This is a genomic window from Paenibacillus ihumii, from assembly GCF_001403875.1.
In the GTDB taxonomy this organism is placed as follows: domain Bacteria; phylum Bacillota; class Bacilli; order Paenibacillales; family Paenibacillaceae; genus Fontibacillus; species Fontibacillus ihumii.
On sequence record NZ_LN884299.1, the window covers coordinates 2019232 to 2032712 of the forward strand.

The following is a 13481-nucleotide window of genomic DNA, read 5'->3' on the forward strand; positions in this document are numbered from 1 at the left end:
AAAATCGCTATTCAGTGATGAAATTTATGGGTAATTTAGTTGGTGGAACTTATAAGAAAAAGCAGGTGATCCCTTGTCATTGGCAGAGCAATCGTCCAAGCAAGTTATTTCCGAAAGCGATATTTACTTGTTTCATGAAGGCACGCTGTATCGCAGCTATTTCACGTTCGGTGCTCATCTGACGGTAGAGGATGGCCGTACGGGGGTCAGATTTACCGTGTGGGCACCGCATGCATCCCGGGTTGGCGTAGCTTCGGACTGGAACGAGTGGAGTGGGCAGAACGATTTACTATATAAGATACCCGATTCGGGAATTTGGACTCGCTTTTTCCCTGGAGTGGGGGAAGGAACTTTTTACAAGTACGAAATTACGGGGCCAAGCGGCGAAACCTTCCTTAAGGCTGATCCGTTCGCCTTCCATGCGGAGGTGCGCCCAGCCACGGCATCCATCGTCAAATCGGTATCCGGATATAAGTGGAATGACGGAAACTGGAGAAGGAAGAACAGAGTACCTTATCGCAGGCCTTTGAACATTTACGAAATACATTTTGGCACCTGGAAGCAGAAAACGGATGGCAGCTTTTATACGTACCGGGAAATGGCTGACGAATTAATCCCTTATGTCGTAAGTATGGGCTATACCCATATTGAAATCATGCCGCTGGCCGAGCATCCCTATGATTTATCATGGGGTTATCAGGCTACGGGGTATTATGCGCCTACGAGCAGGTATGGCGAGCCTGCGGATTTGATGTACTTCGTCGACCGCTGCCATCAAGCGGGAATCGGCGTGCTGCTCGATTGGGTGCCCGGGCATTTCACAAAAGATGCTCACGGGCTGCGAATGTTCGATGGAACACCGCTGTTCGAATACGGCGATCCCATGCTGGCGGAGAAGCCGGGCTGGGGAACGCTAAGCTTTGATTTCTCCAAGCCGGAGGTCCGCTCGTTCCTGATCTCGAATGCCCTGTACTGGATGGATGTGTACCACTTTGACGGACTTCGCGTCGACGCGGTAACCAGCATGATTCGCCTGGATTTTGAGAAGCATGCCGGACAGTACCGGCTCAACGAGCATGGAGGCATCGAGAATCTCGAAGCGGTCTCCTTCCTCCGTCAGCTCAATCGGACCGTATTTCAATACTATCCTCACGCTCTGATGATGGCCGAGGAATCCAGCGCATGGCCGCTCGTAACCGCGCCGATCGAGGACGGCGGACTTGGCTTCAACTATAAATGGAATATGGGCTGGATGAACGATACGCTCGCCTATGTCGAGAAGTCCTTTCAAGAGCGGAGGAATCACCACCATTTGCTGACTTTTCCGATCTGCTACGCCTATTCGGAGAATTTCATTTTGCCGTTATCGCATGATGAAGTCGTCCATGGCAAAAAGTCCTTGCTGGACAAAAATCCGGGCAATTATGAAGAGAAGTTTGCAGGACTGCGGCTGCTGCTGGGTTATCAGCTTACTTCGCCAGGGAAGAAGCTGCAGTTCATGGGCGGGGAGTTCGGTCAATTTATCGAATGGAAGGATCAGGATCAGCTCGACTGGTTCCTTCTGGAGTATGAGTCGCACCGGAGAATGCTGGAATATACGGCAGCTTTGAATAGACTATACCTGCAGGAGCGCGCGCTCTGGGAGCTCGATCACAGCTTCGATGGCTATCAGTGGATTAATCCGCATGATGCAGCCCAAAGCGTGATTTGTTTTTTGCGCAAAGGCAAAAAGGCTGGCGATACGCTGCTTGTCATCATCAATTTTCAAGCCGTTTCACGAACGGATTATCGTGTAGGGGTGCCAAAATCCGGGGAATACAAGCTTGTATTCAACAGTGACGATCTCGCTTATGGCGGCACGGGAACGATGAAGGAACAGACGCTGGCTTCCGTCAAAGTGCCTTGGCATGAGCAGCCTCATAGTCTGGTGATGAGTATGGCCCCGCTAAGTATGACGATTTGGAAGAAGACGGTGAAGCGGCAAGCTGCTTCAACGAAGAGGAGGACGAAGAAATGAAAATACTGTTCGCTGCGGCGGAAGTAGCGCCGTTCATCAAAACGGGCGGATTGGCTGACGTCATTGGGGCGCTGCCTCAAGCGCTGCGCCAGGCGGGCCATGATGTCCGGATCGTACTGCCGAAATATCGGGATATGTCCGCTCGCTACAGTGACCTCCTTGAACACTTGGGGGCGGTAGAAGTTCCCGTCGGCTGGCGCCGGCAGTATGGCGGTATCGAGCATCTGGTCTGGGAGGATATTCCGGTTTATTTTATCGATAACGAGTATTACTTCGGCCGGGACGGAGTATACGGACATTGGGACGATGGGGAAAGGTTCGCATTCCTCAACCGGGCCGTGCTGGAAATTTTGCCGACGATCGAATTTTGGCCGGACATCCTTCACTGTCATGACTGGCATACCGCCATGGTTCCGCTGCTGCTTAAGGAGCACTTCCGCCATGACCCTAATTACGCTGGCATTCGTACCGTATTCACCATACACAACTTGCTGTATCAGGGACTGTTTCCTTACGAGGTGCTTGGTGACCTGCTGAGTTTGCCGCACAGTTATTATACGCCGGAGGGCGTCGAATATAACGGTGCTGTAAGTTTTATGAAAGCAGGCTTGGTGTTTTCAGATCATGTTACAACCGTCAGTCCGACCTATGCCGAAGAGATCAAAACAGCATATTACGGTTACGGGATGGACGGGCTACTTCGCTCTCTAGGCGACCGTTTGTCGGGAATTGTCAACGGGGTGGATACAAAGCTTTACAATCCAGCAACGGATCACGTTCTTGCGGCCCGCTACAAGACTAGCGCCAAGAAGAAGCAGGAGAATAAAGCCGCTCTGCAGGAGGAGCTGGGATTGCCGGGATCGGCCCGAATTCCGCTCGTAGCGATGGTCACACGGCTGGTCAAGCCGAAGGGACTGGATCTGGTCATACGGATTCTCGACGAATGGCTGCTTGGCGAGGACGTTCAATTCGTCATTCTCGGCACCGGGGATAAGGCTTATGAGAATTGGTTCCGGGAAGCGGCGCATCGTCATCCCGAGAAGCTGTCGGCACAAATCACGTTCAGCGACGAGCTATCAAGAAAAATCTATGCAGGAAGCGACCTGTTTCTGATGCCGTCAAAATTCGAGCCCTGCGGGATCAGCCAGCTGCTTGCGCTGCGTTATGGCAGCATCCCTGTTGTCCGCGAGACCGGCGGGCTGAATGACACGGTAAAAGCTTATAACGAGGCGACCGGCGAGGGAAATGGCTTCACATTCAAGAACTTCAATGCTCACGACTTGCTGTATACGCTGCGGAGAGGGATCATGTTCTATCATCAGCCCGAGCACTGGAAGCAGCTGCTGCGGAATGCCTTTGCCGGTGATTACAGCTGGGGAACATCAGCGAAGCAATATCTCGGCATTTACGAACGATTAGTTGTCAGCGAATAAATACGGTTATATACGACGGCGAATACCCCAATGCTTCGATTAAAGAAGCATTGGGGTATTCACGTTGAGCAGTCAGCTTAAGCGCACATCCTGCCAATTATTTCAGCTTGCGGTACAAAATTCGATAACCGAAGGGATCCAGGCTAATATTCATAATCCCTTTATCAGGCATGACGCGTTCATGGGTCAGTGCGTCGAGCCAGTCGTTCGTAACGATAGGGTGGGACAGCGTACGTTTCTTCTCGGTATTGTTCATCCAAATCGTAAAATGGGCGTTGTCGTCGATTCGCTCATAGATGATGCATGGATCATTAGTGTCTGCGTGCAGAAAGCGGAATCGGCCTTCGCGAAGAGCCGGATGCTTCTTGCGCAGCGCAATCATCAGCTTGTAGAAGTCGTACAGCTCGCGGTCCTGCTTGTCCGGATCCCAGATCATGCATTTGCGGCAGTCGGGATCGCCTTCCCCAGTCAGGCCAACCTCATCACCGTAGAAAATGCAGGGGGTGCCGATGTAAGTGAACAAGAAGACTACGCAGAGCTTCAGCTTGCGCTTGTCATGGCCAACGCTGGTCAGCAGCCTCGGCGTATCATGGCTGCACAGCATATTGAAGATGACTTCATTGGTTTGCTGCGGGTAGCGCATAATAAGTGAACCCATTTCATTGGAGAAGCTGTACCCGTCCATGGCCCCGTTAAAGAAGGCGAGCACCTTGTCGGCAAAAGGATAGTTCATGACCGTATCAAATTGATCCCCAAGCAGCCAATTGAGGGAGTCGCTCCATACTTCGCCGATAATATAGGCCTCGGGATTGGCCTTTTTGACAATTTGCCGGAAGTCGCGCCAGAAATGGTGGTCGATCTCATTGGCGACGTCCAGGCGCCAGCCGTCGAGATGGATCTCTTTAATCCAATATTCGGCTACGCCCAGCAAATATTCCTTCACTTCAGGATTCGCGGTGTTGAATTTCGGCATGTTGCCGAAGAAACCGAATGTATCGTAGGTTGGAATGCCGTTTTTGATGGACACCGGAAATTCGTTAATGTGAAACCAATCGATATATTTTGAATGCTGTCCATGCTTCAGCACATCCTGAAACGGAGGAAATTGCTCGCTGCAATGATTGAATACGGCATCGAGCACCACTCGAATCCCTTTTTCATGACAGGCCGCAACCAGCTTTTTCAATAGCGCATTATCCCCGAAATGAGGGTCGACGTTCTTATAATCGATCGTATCGTACTTATGGTTGGATGGGGACGTGAAGAGCGGCGTGAAATAAATAGCGTTAATGCCGAGGTCTGTCAAATCATCGAGATGATCGAGTACTCCCTGCAAATCCCCTCCAAAAAAGTTGTCGGTTCGCGGTTTGCCTCCCCACGGCTCCGTATGTTCCGGATCATTCAAAGGGTCGCCGTTCGCAAAACGCTCGGGCATGATCTGATAAAATACGGCCTCCTTGGCCCACTCCGGCACCTTGAAAACATCGATTTCGTGAATATAAGGAAATTCGTACAATTCGCCCGGCGGCGTCGGGGGCTGATGACCGATTCCGCTATCCTGCATATACACGGTCTCGCTGCCGGCCACCAGCTTGAAGGCATATGAGAGCCGTTTGAATTTAGGCTTCACCGCGACCTCCCAATAATCGAACATCGAGTCATGGGCCGCTTTTTCCATAGCTAATTCCTGGTAGGTCGTTTGCCAGTCATATTTATCCCCGGTCATGGCGAATACCTTCTCTACGTCATCCCGTTTTGTGCGCACACGCAGATGAATCGTCGTGGGATTATAAGCGTAAGCCCATTTATCGCGAGGCACATGGTACAAAGCTTCAAGCAGCATGCGGTCACCTCCTTAACTTCATGGTACAGCTAATTAATAACCAATTGTCCCTGAGTATGAACCATTATTCCCTGAATAAGGGGAGCTCATGAATGGCTAGGTATTCAGCGCTTATGTCTGATCAAACAGAAGGCGGAGCTCTGAAAAACGTCAATGAACTTTGTCACAAATCCGATGTATAAAATGGTTGATTTAGGTAATGCGCTGCCGTGATAAAGCGATAGGAGTTCCAAGCCATAATTAAGACTGGGCGGGTAAAAATGGATATAGAATCCAATTTATACGGGATTGATTTAAACCGCTAAAGCATTGGAGGAAGCGCGGCAATTGACCAGGGGTATAATCGGGAATGGACGAAGGAAGGAAAAATGTCGAAAATTTCTTTTGCATATATATGCATAATGATCTATAATTAGCCCAGTGAAATCATGAGACGATGATTTATTTTCAGAACAAGCAAGGAGAGAGAGACAAATGAAAAAATGGGGTACATTATTAATGGCTGTGCTGCTGCTTACTACGGTGCTGGCGGCCTGTGGACAGGACAAGGAAACGAAAGACAACAGCTCGCAAGGAGCTGGCGCGGGAGAGACGAAGAAGCTCATTCTCGGATTGAGCGCCGACTTCCCGCCTTATGAATTCCATATCAAGAATGATAAAGGGGAAGACGAAATCGTTGGTTTTGATGTGGAAATCGCCAAAGAGATTGCAAAGGATATGGGCGCGGAGCTGGAAATCAAGGACATGGTTTTCTCCTCCCTGCTGAACGAGCTTGGCAGCGGCCGGGTGGACATCGTTATCTCCGGACTGAGTCCTACACCTGACCGGGCTAAGGAAATCGAGATGTCGCAAATCTATTACAACGCCAAGCAGGCCGTCGTGGCCCGAGAAGCGGATAAGGACAAATATTCGACGCTTGAATCGCTGGAGGGCCTGAAAATCGGCGTCCAGAAGAGTTCGATTCAGGAGGACATCGCCAAAGAAATTCCCGGCGCAAAGCTGACCTCCCTGGCTAAAATTTCCGACATCATCATGCAGCTGAATTCGGGGCGTGTGGACGTCGCAATTATCGAGGGTCCGGTGGCTGAATCGTTCGTGAAGAACGTCGAGGGAATCGTAATTACGGATGCAGTGCCGGAAACAGAGGACGAGGGCTACGTAGTCGGGATCAAGAAAGGGAACAAAGAGCTGCTTGATCAAGTCAACGCTACCTTGGATCGCCTGAAGAAGGATGGCAGCATTGATAAGTTCGTACAAGAAGCCAGCGATCTGTCCATTCGTTAATCGGCGCTGGTCACTATGACGATACAGCTTGATGGCAGGAAAATAGCGGAGCACCTTCGCTATTTTTCTATTTTATTTAAGAAACGGGCGACAGCGGGGCAGTTTGTCTTTTCAATTGGAGGAATGATAGGTTTATGGATTTTTTTGTTGACTTTGGAACGATGTTTTGGGAATACCGCAGTTACTTTCTGACCGGGCTGCAGTATACGTTATGGCTCGCAGCGCTCGGTGTATTCTTCGGGTTCATTCTGGGCTTGGTCGTCGCCCTGATTCGAATGTCGCCATGGGGAATCGTGCGCTTTGTCGGCCATGCTTGGGTGGAATTCCTGCGCGGCACGCCGATGCTAGTGCAGCTGATGATTATCCACTACGGCTTGTCCTACATGTTCGATATCAATTTTGATCCTATCGAATCCGGGGCCATTACGCTGTCCATTAACAGCTCGGCTTATTTGGCCGAAATATTCAGGGCGGGCATTCAGGGCGTAGACCGGGGCCAGAGCGAAGCGGCGCGTTCGCTGGGGATGACGCAGGGGCAGACAATGCGGTTCATTATTATTCCGCAGGCGATCAAAAACGTGCTGCCGGCGATCGGCAACGAGTTCGTGGTCATCGTTAAGGAATCGTCCATCGTATCTTTTATTGGGGTGACCGAGATGATGTTCCAGGCTGGTGCGGTGCAGGGTATTACATACAACGGCATGCTTCCGTTCCTGATCGTGGCCGTGATGTATTTTATCGTGACCTTTACGCTTTCCCGCATTTTGGGTCGTTTCGAAAGGAGATTGCAGGCTAGTGATAACCGTTAAGGATTTGCATAAAAAGTTCGGTCAGCTGCATATTTTGAAAGGCATCGATCTGGAGATCAACCGCGGTGAGGTGGTCGTTGTTATCGGGCCCAGCGGATCGGGAAAAAGTACGTTTCTGCGCTGCCTGAATCGGCTAGAGGAGCCGACGAGCGGTGAAATTAATTTCGAGGGCGAGCTGATTACCGGTAAAAATCATAATATCAACAAAACCCGCGAGAAGATGGGCATGGTGTTCCAGCATTTCAATCTGTTTCCTCATAAGACGGTGCTGGACAACATCATGATGGCTCCGATCCAGGTGAAAAAGCAGGGCAAGCCGGAGGCCGAGACCAAGGCGCTGGAGCTGCTGCGCAAAGTGGGCCTTGAGGACAAGAGCAAAGCTTACCCGTCCCAATTATCGGGGGGCCAGAAGCAGCGTATTGCAATAGCACGGGCGCTGGCGATGGAGCCGCATGTGATGCTGTTTGACGAGCCGACGTCCGCGTTAGACCCGGAGATGGTAGGCGAGGTGCTTGAAGTCATGAAGGAGCTGGCCATGGGCGGTATGACGATGGTGATTGTTACGCATGAGATGGGCTTTGCCCGCGAGGTTGGCGACCGCATTCTATTTATGGATCAAGGCGTTATTATCGAGCAGGGAACGCCGCAGCAGGTGTTCGGTTCCCCTCAGAACCGGCGTACACAGGATTTTTTAAGCAAAGTACTATAATTCCAAAATAATATAGTTATTATGTTATCGAGCATGGCCCATGGCCGTGCTTTTGTGCTTTTGTGCGTTCTTAGCTAAAAATTTAATTTTTTGTCATGGTTGGCGAATTGATATTTTCTTGATAATAGCTGGTTCGTTTACCATTGGAAACAATTGCATGCTCCATAGGTTACAAAATTGTGATATATTCATTACGGCCGAAACTCTGCGATAGCAGGTGCGGGGGACGATTTATGCAAGCATTGGCGTTAAAGTTCGCACAGGGCTGCTTGCTAGGGGTGAAGCGCATGGATTTAAATCTGCGCCGGGAGCTATCCTTTTTCCCGAATCCGACAACTAACTCCGCAGGCACTTAAAGGAGGAACAGCATGTTAAAACAGCTTAGAAGCCGTAAATGGAGCAGAAGTATCAAGGTGGCGGTGATTGCAGCAGGAATAACAGGCGCACTGAGCGTCATGCCAGCTTATGCCGATTCAGTACATAAAGCGAAGGATGGAGATACCTTCTTCCTTCTAGCTAAACAGTACGGAGTCAACTTGGACAAGCTTATGCAAACGAATCCGAGCATTGAAGCAACGAATATCTACGAGGGACTGAGCATAACGATTCCCGGCCAAGGTGTGCAGGCCATGTCTGCTCCAGCGAGCGAGGTACAGGCGCTATCGACGCTTAAAGTGCTTTCATCGGAACGGGTCGTGAAGGCCTGGGGGAAGTCGTTTAATTACAAATCTACGATCGACGTCAAAGCAACCGCCTACTCCGCAGCGGCCAGCGAGAATGGAAAGTGGGGGGCCGTCGATTACTACGGCAATCCCCTGAAGCTTGGAACCATCGCCGTTGATCCTAAGGTAATCCCGATGGGAACAAAGGTGCTGGTGACCGGACACAGCCATCCTGATTTGCCGAAAAATGCGTTCGTTGCGACGGCAACCGATCAAGGCAGCGCAATCCAAGGCAACCGCATTGATATTTTCATTCCGGCGAGTCCGCAGAAGGTTAGCCAGTTCGGGTTTCAGGATTTGAAGCTGTATGTCATAGATTAATAAATACACAATGGCCGGCTGATGTGGCAGGGAGACATCGGCCGGCTTTTGGTTTGCTGATCGACTCCTAAATTGATGATTTAGTAAAAAAGCGGCACCAACCTAGTCATCCTTCCGTATAGATAAGGGAAGTATTCACAAGGGAGAGAGGCTGCTCACATGAAGCGGATTGGAATCATAATTGCGGTGATAGGCATTCTAATTATGGCAGCCCTCACGCTGCTTGGCGGATGGGGGAAGTACATTTTAATTCTGTTAACGTTATTTCTTATGCTTTATTCGGCTCTTTTGATTCATGAGCTGGGTCATCTTGTTATCGGTCGATGGCTTGGATATTCGTTTCGCTTTTTGATTATCGGCCCGGTGCGTTTCACTAAGGAAAAGGGCAAGCTGACCATCGCTTTGAATTCTTCAAGCAACTGGGGGCAGTGCGCTATGCAGGTGAAGTTTAGTGAATATGAAACGGATCGCCATAGGCTTGTTTGGTATTTGGCAGGCGGAAGCCTGGCTAATTTGGCGATCGTGGTGACGGGGTGCGCTTTGTATGCAGCGACTGGCAGTATGCCGTGGTTATTGCTTGTGTTGTTTCACTTTGCTTTTGGCCTTGTGGCGATTGTTCCCTTGAAGGCGGAGGGCGGAGCTTATAGCGATGGACTTGGCATTCGGTTACTGCGGCGAAATGGTCGTTCCGGCAGACTGTTTTACGCTTTGTTTAAGCTCTCACACAAGTACGCATTTGCGGCGGATAAGGAGGGGATTGATCGCCATCCGCAGGGGATTTTCATCGAGCTGGAGGAGGAACTGCATAGGGAAGCGCGGCTTCAGTGCAATGATCGTTATGAACTCGACATGATCATGAATTTGCTCTATTTCGTCGCTGCATGGCAGACAATGAATGAAAGGTTTCAAAAAACCGTTGAACTGCTGCAGCCATGGATCGAGCAAGACCGTTTAACGGGTGCAATGAAACAGGAGCTTCTTTTATCATACTCGTTTGCCAAGCTGGCAACAGGTGGAGATATCGGGACCGTGCCGGATAAAACGACAGTTCGCCATCCTGCCATGCTGACCATCCTCACCCCTAAAATCGAAGCGCTTCGTTACTGCCGCAAAGGGAATGCGGAGCAGGCGATCGCTGTATTGCAGCACGCCAAGAACGGTATTCTCACAAACAAACCATATTTGCTTGGAAAAGCAGCGGATGCAGCGTTGTTGGACAAATATATTCAAATTATGCGTAATCATGCTGCAAGCCGGTAGCAACAATAATTATTTGCTCGGCTTGCCGGCTTGCAGCAGTTCGGGAACGGTGACGAATTGATATCCTCGCTTTTTCAGTGACAGGATAATTTCGGGGAGCGCTTTAATTGTTCCTGTCAAATCAGAGCCATGGCCTCCACCGGCATGTTGAAGCACGATGGAGCCTGGGCCGACAGACTTTAATATATTTTGTTTGACTTTATCCTTATTTAATCCTTTCCAGTCTAGTGAATCCACATTCCAGTTGATAATGCGATACCCTTCCTTTTTAGCCCACTTTAGCTGGGCTTCATTTATTTCCCCATAAGGTGGCCGTATGTAACGAGGCTTGATGCCGATCGTTTGGTAGATGATCCTTTCTGTTTGTAGAATCTCGCGTTGGAACTCGTTTACGGACTTATTTTTGAATAGGGGATGAGAGTAAGAGTGGTTTCCGATTTGATGGCCTTCGCGATATATCCGTTTCAAAAGATCGGGATGTTTCTCCACTCGGTGTCCAACGACGAAAAATGTCGCTTTTATCCCATGTATTTTTAATATGTCCAGCACTTGAGGCGTAAATCGCGGATCAGGAACATCATCGAAGGTGAGAGCAATCTGTTTGACGCGCGGACCGCTGAATTTGAAGGTTTCCGAATATTTACGCCGCAGCTCGCCAAGAGATGGAGGGTTGCTTGACTTTGTTTCTGTTGTGATGCTTGTGAATCGGACTGCTTTTGCCGCGCTACTTAAGAGCATATTGAAATTCACCGCTTCAACAGCTTGTCCGCTTAACAAGGAAGCGAGAAGGGTGAGCGTAAAGGCGGCATGGACCAGATTCAACATGGGATAACCATCTCCTTTGACCTTATGGTGTATTTAATGGTATGCCCACTCCATGCGCAGATTATGAAAGCTAATTTTTAATGTATTGTGATAATAATCACAGACTTGACAGCTTAAAAATAGCATCTTAAATGAAGCGAGAAAGTGAGGTTTATTGTTAAATCATCAAACTGGAGAGGTGAGGGACATGGCAGAGGTGATAGCCAATATCGAAGTGGCCCCTGGAATATTCAGGATACAGGCTTCTGGCAGTTATCCTGGCAGAATGGGGCAGTTCTATATGGTTCGGGCGTGGGACAACTATCCGTTGCTCTCCAGGCCGCTCAGTATTTTTAACCGTACGGAAGGAAAAATTGAATTTCTTTATCATGTCGCAGGTGAAGGAACGGAACGCTTTAGCCTTTTGAAGCCCGGAGATGAGCTCCATCTGGAAGGACCATTCGGCAACGGCTTTCCCGAGGCAGAAGGCAGAATAGCTCTCGTTGGCGGCGGCATCGGCATTGCTCCGTTGTTTTACGCTCTTGGAGCGTATCGTCAGGCAGACGTATATCTGGGGTTTAGCAGAGAGCCATATTTGGTCGAAGAATTTAAGGCGGCGACAAGCGGAAAGGTCGTTGTCAATGTTGGGGGCATTATTCTAGACGAGGTGAATTTCTGTGTCTATGACCATATCGTAGCCTGTGGCCCCGAGCCCATGCTCCAGGCCGTTCAGCGCAAGAAGCTGGAGTCGGCTAGCCAGGCCAATGTGTATGTCTCGCTGGAAAACCGCATGGCCTGCGGTATTGGCGCCTGCCTTGTATGCAGTGTCAAATGCATCGATCAACGGCGGAAAGCCTGCAGTGATGGACCAGTCTTTCTTGCCGAGGAGGTGGTGTTCGGATGATCAATACGACATGTATGATCGCAGGCATTACATTTAAGAATCCGGTTGTTATGGCCTCGGGCACATTTGGATTTGGCCAGGAGTACAGCAAGCTGTACGACATTAATCAGCTTGGCGGCATATCCGGCAAAGGACTGACTCTGTATCCGAAGGATGGGAACGACGGAATTCGGGTATATGAGACACCCTCAGGCATGATGAATAGCGTTGGACTTGAAAATCCAGGGGTAGAGGCGTTTTTGCGAGACGAATGCCCTCGGTGGGAGAAGCTGGATCTCGTACGCATTGCGAATTTGGGCGGCAATACAATAGAAGATTATGTTGAAGGGGCTAGATTGATTGATGAGGACAACCGTCTGCGCGAACGGCGGGGAGCCAAGGCGGTAGATATGATCGAGCTGAACATTTCCTGTCCAAACGTTAAAGCCGGCGGATTGGCCTATGGCATCAAGACGGAGGTAGCCCGCGAGGTCGTCCGGGAAATCCGCCGGTCAACGACGCTGCCGTTGATGGTCAAGCTGTCGCCGAATGCGGAGGATCTTGTAGGGATGGCCGCGATGTGCGAGATGGAGGGGGCTGATGCGGTGTCGCTCGTTAATACATTTTCAGCGATGAAAATTGATATTTATCAACGGCGGAGTGTGTTTGACAACTTGTACGCCGGCCTGTCGGGACCTGCCATCAAGCCGATCGCGCTGCGCATGGTTCATCAGGTGAGCAAGGCTGTCTCCATTCCGGTGATGGGGATGGGGGGAATACGAGGCGCCGAGGATATCGTCGAGTACGTGATGGCCGGCGCGACGGCTGTTCAGGTAGGCACGCATAACTTCGTGGATTTGCGGGCAGGGAAGCAGCTGGTTGATGAGCTGCGAACCTTCATGGAGCAGGAGAAGATCGGCTCGCTGGATGAAATAAGGGGGATCGTATAGATGGGGCGCTTTGCGGATCTGTCGCTGCAGGAAATCGTCCTGGGCCGGGATGTGCTGCTTCTCGTGTCCGGCGGCGAGCGGCATATCGGCGCCTCCTCCACGGCTTATTGGGTGGATGGGCAAGTGCGGGTGCATACCTGTGCCGTTCCGGGGCATAAGGAGCATTTATTAAGCGAAGCGCTGGCGCTGCGGGCCGCCGCAGCGCTTGAACGGACAGTCACGCTCATCATGGGAATTCATTATGAGCAGCTCGGCCGGGATGAAATCGGGGCCGTTTCCTTGAAGGCTGCGGCGCTGGTGGACGATTATTTGACTCGGGCGGCGCACGGTTAAGAAGGTTTGAAAGAGCAGCCCACCAGGTTAATAAATAGAGCAGGCCTTCCAGCGCTGCTCTTTTTCGTCCTGCACATTGATTCCTGAGGGAAGTAAGCTGTAACATGGATAAC

General features: G+C 50.4%; 12 protein-coding genes and 1 riboswitch. Of the genes, 10 read left to right on the forward strand and 2 right to left on the reverse strand.

Features of this window, described 5'->3' with window-relative positions:
• Positions 1 to 79: 79 nt before the first annotated feature.
• Together glgB and glgA are read left to right on the forward strand one after the other, a co-directional pair.
• Positions 80 to 2017: a 1,4-alpha-glucan branching protein GlgB gene (gene glgB, locus BN2762_RS16570; RefSeq protein ID WP_055108019.1), complete on the forward strand. Its 1938-nt coding sequence runs from the start codon at positions 80 to 82 to the stop codon at positions 2015 to 2017.
• A complete protein-coding gene (gene glgA / locus BN2762_RS16575) occupies positions 2014 to 3450 on the forward strand; it encodes a glycogen synthase GlgA (protein ID WP_055108020.1) in 1437 nt (478 codons plus the stop codon). The genes glgB and glgA overlap by 4 nt, the downstream gene beginning before the upstream one ends.
• A 97-nt stretch (positions 3451 to 3547) precedes the next feature.
• Here the strand turns inward: glgA and BN2762_RS16580 are convergent, their stop codons facing one another.
• Positions 3548 to 5293: an alpha-glycosidase gene (locus BN2762_RS16580; RefSeq protein WP_055108021.1), complete on the reverse strand. Its 1746-nt coding sequence runs from the start codon at positions 5291 to 5293 to the stop codon at positions 3548 to 3550.
• Positions 5294 to 5767: 474 nt separating this feature from the next.
• Here BN2762_RS16580 and BN2762_RS16585 point away from each other — a divergent pair, with 474 nt between their 5' ends.
• From BN2762_RS16585 to BN2762_RS16605, 5 genes are all read left to right on the forward strand, one after another.
• Positions 5768 to 6577, forward strand: a complete 810-nt coding sequence (locus BN2762_RS16585; RefSeq protein ID WP_055108022.1) for a transporter substrate-binding domain-containing protein — start codon at positions 5768 to 5770, stop codon at positions 6575 to 6577.
• A gap of 134 nt (positions 6578 to 6711) precedes the next feature.
• Positions 6712 to 7386 carry an amino acid ABC transporter permease gene (locus BN2762_RS16590; RefSeq protein WP_055108023.1) on the forward strand — a complete coding sequence of 225 codons (675 nt, stop codon included), beginning with the start codon at positions 6712 to 6714 and terminating at the stop codon, positions 7384 to 7386.
• Positions 7373 to 8095 (forward strand): amino acid ABC transporter ATP-binding protein, encoded by a 723-nt coding sequence (locus tag BN2762_RS16595; RefSeq protein WP_055108024.1) that lies wholly within the window; start codon positions 7373 to 7375, stop codon positions 8093 to 8095. Before BN2762_RS16590 ends, BN2762_RS16595 begins: the two co-directional genes overlap by 14 nt.
• A 185-nt stretch (positions 8096 to 8280) precedes the next feature.
• Positions 8281 to 8461: riboswitch (cyclic di-AMP (ydaO/yuaA leader) on the forward strand.
• A 2-nt stretch (positions 8462 to 8463) separates the two neighbouring features.
• Entirely contained in the window at positions 8464 to 9138 is a 675-nt protein-coding gene (locus tag BN2762_RS16600; protein WP_055108025.1) for a 3D domain-containing protein, read from the forward strand.
• A gap of 159 nt (positions 9139 to 9297) precedes the next feature.
• On the forward strand, positions 9298 to 10398 hold the full coding sequence (locus tag BN2762_RS16605) for a hypothetical protein (protein ID WP_055108026.1): 1101 nt from the start codon (positions 9298 to 9300) through the stop codon (positions 10396 to 10398).
• A gap of 9 nt (positions 10399 to 10407) precedes the next feature.
• On the opposite strand, the gene BN2762_RS16610 is transcribed toward BN2762_RS16605, so the two are convergent.
• A complete protein-coding gene (locus tag BN2762_RS16610) occupies positions 10408 to 11223 on the reverse strand; it encodes a polysaccharide deacetylase family protein (RefSeq protein ID WP_055108027.1) in 816 nt (271 codons plus the stop codon).
• A 187-nt stretch (positions 11224 to 11410) separates the two neighbouring features.
• Here BN2762_RS16610 and BN2762_RS16615 point away from each other — a divergent pair, with 187 nt between their 5' ends.
• From BN2762_RS16615 to lpdD, 3 genes are read left to right on the forward strand one after another with little or no spacing between them, the layout of a single operon-like run.
• Complete coding sequence (locus BN2762_RS16615; protein ID WP_055108028.1) at positions 11411 to 12106, forward strand: dihydroorotate dehydrogenase electron transfer subunit; 696 nt, start codon at positions 11411 to 11413, stop codon at positions 12104 to 12106.
• Complete coding sequence (locus tag BN2762_RS16620; protein ID WP_055108029.1) at positions 12103 to 13035, forward strand: dihydroorotate dehydrogenase; 933 nt, start codon at positions 12103 to 12105, stop codon at positions 13033 to 13035. The genes BN2762_RS16615 and BN2762_RS16620 overlap by 4 nt, the downstream gene beginning before the upstream one ends.
• On the forward strand, positions 13036 to 13368 hold the full coding sequence (gene lpdD / locus BN2762_RS16625; protein WP_055108030.1) for a prenylated flavin chaperone LpdD: 333 nt from the start codon (positions 13036 to 13038) through the stop codon (positions 13366 to 13368). It begins immediately after the preceding gene.
• Positions 13369 to 13481: the final 113 nt, after the last annotated feature.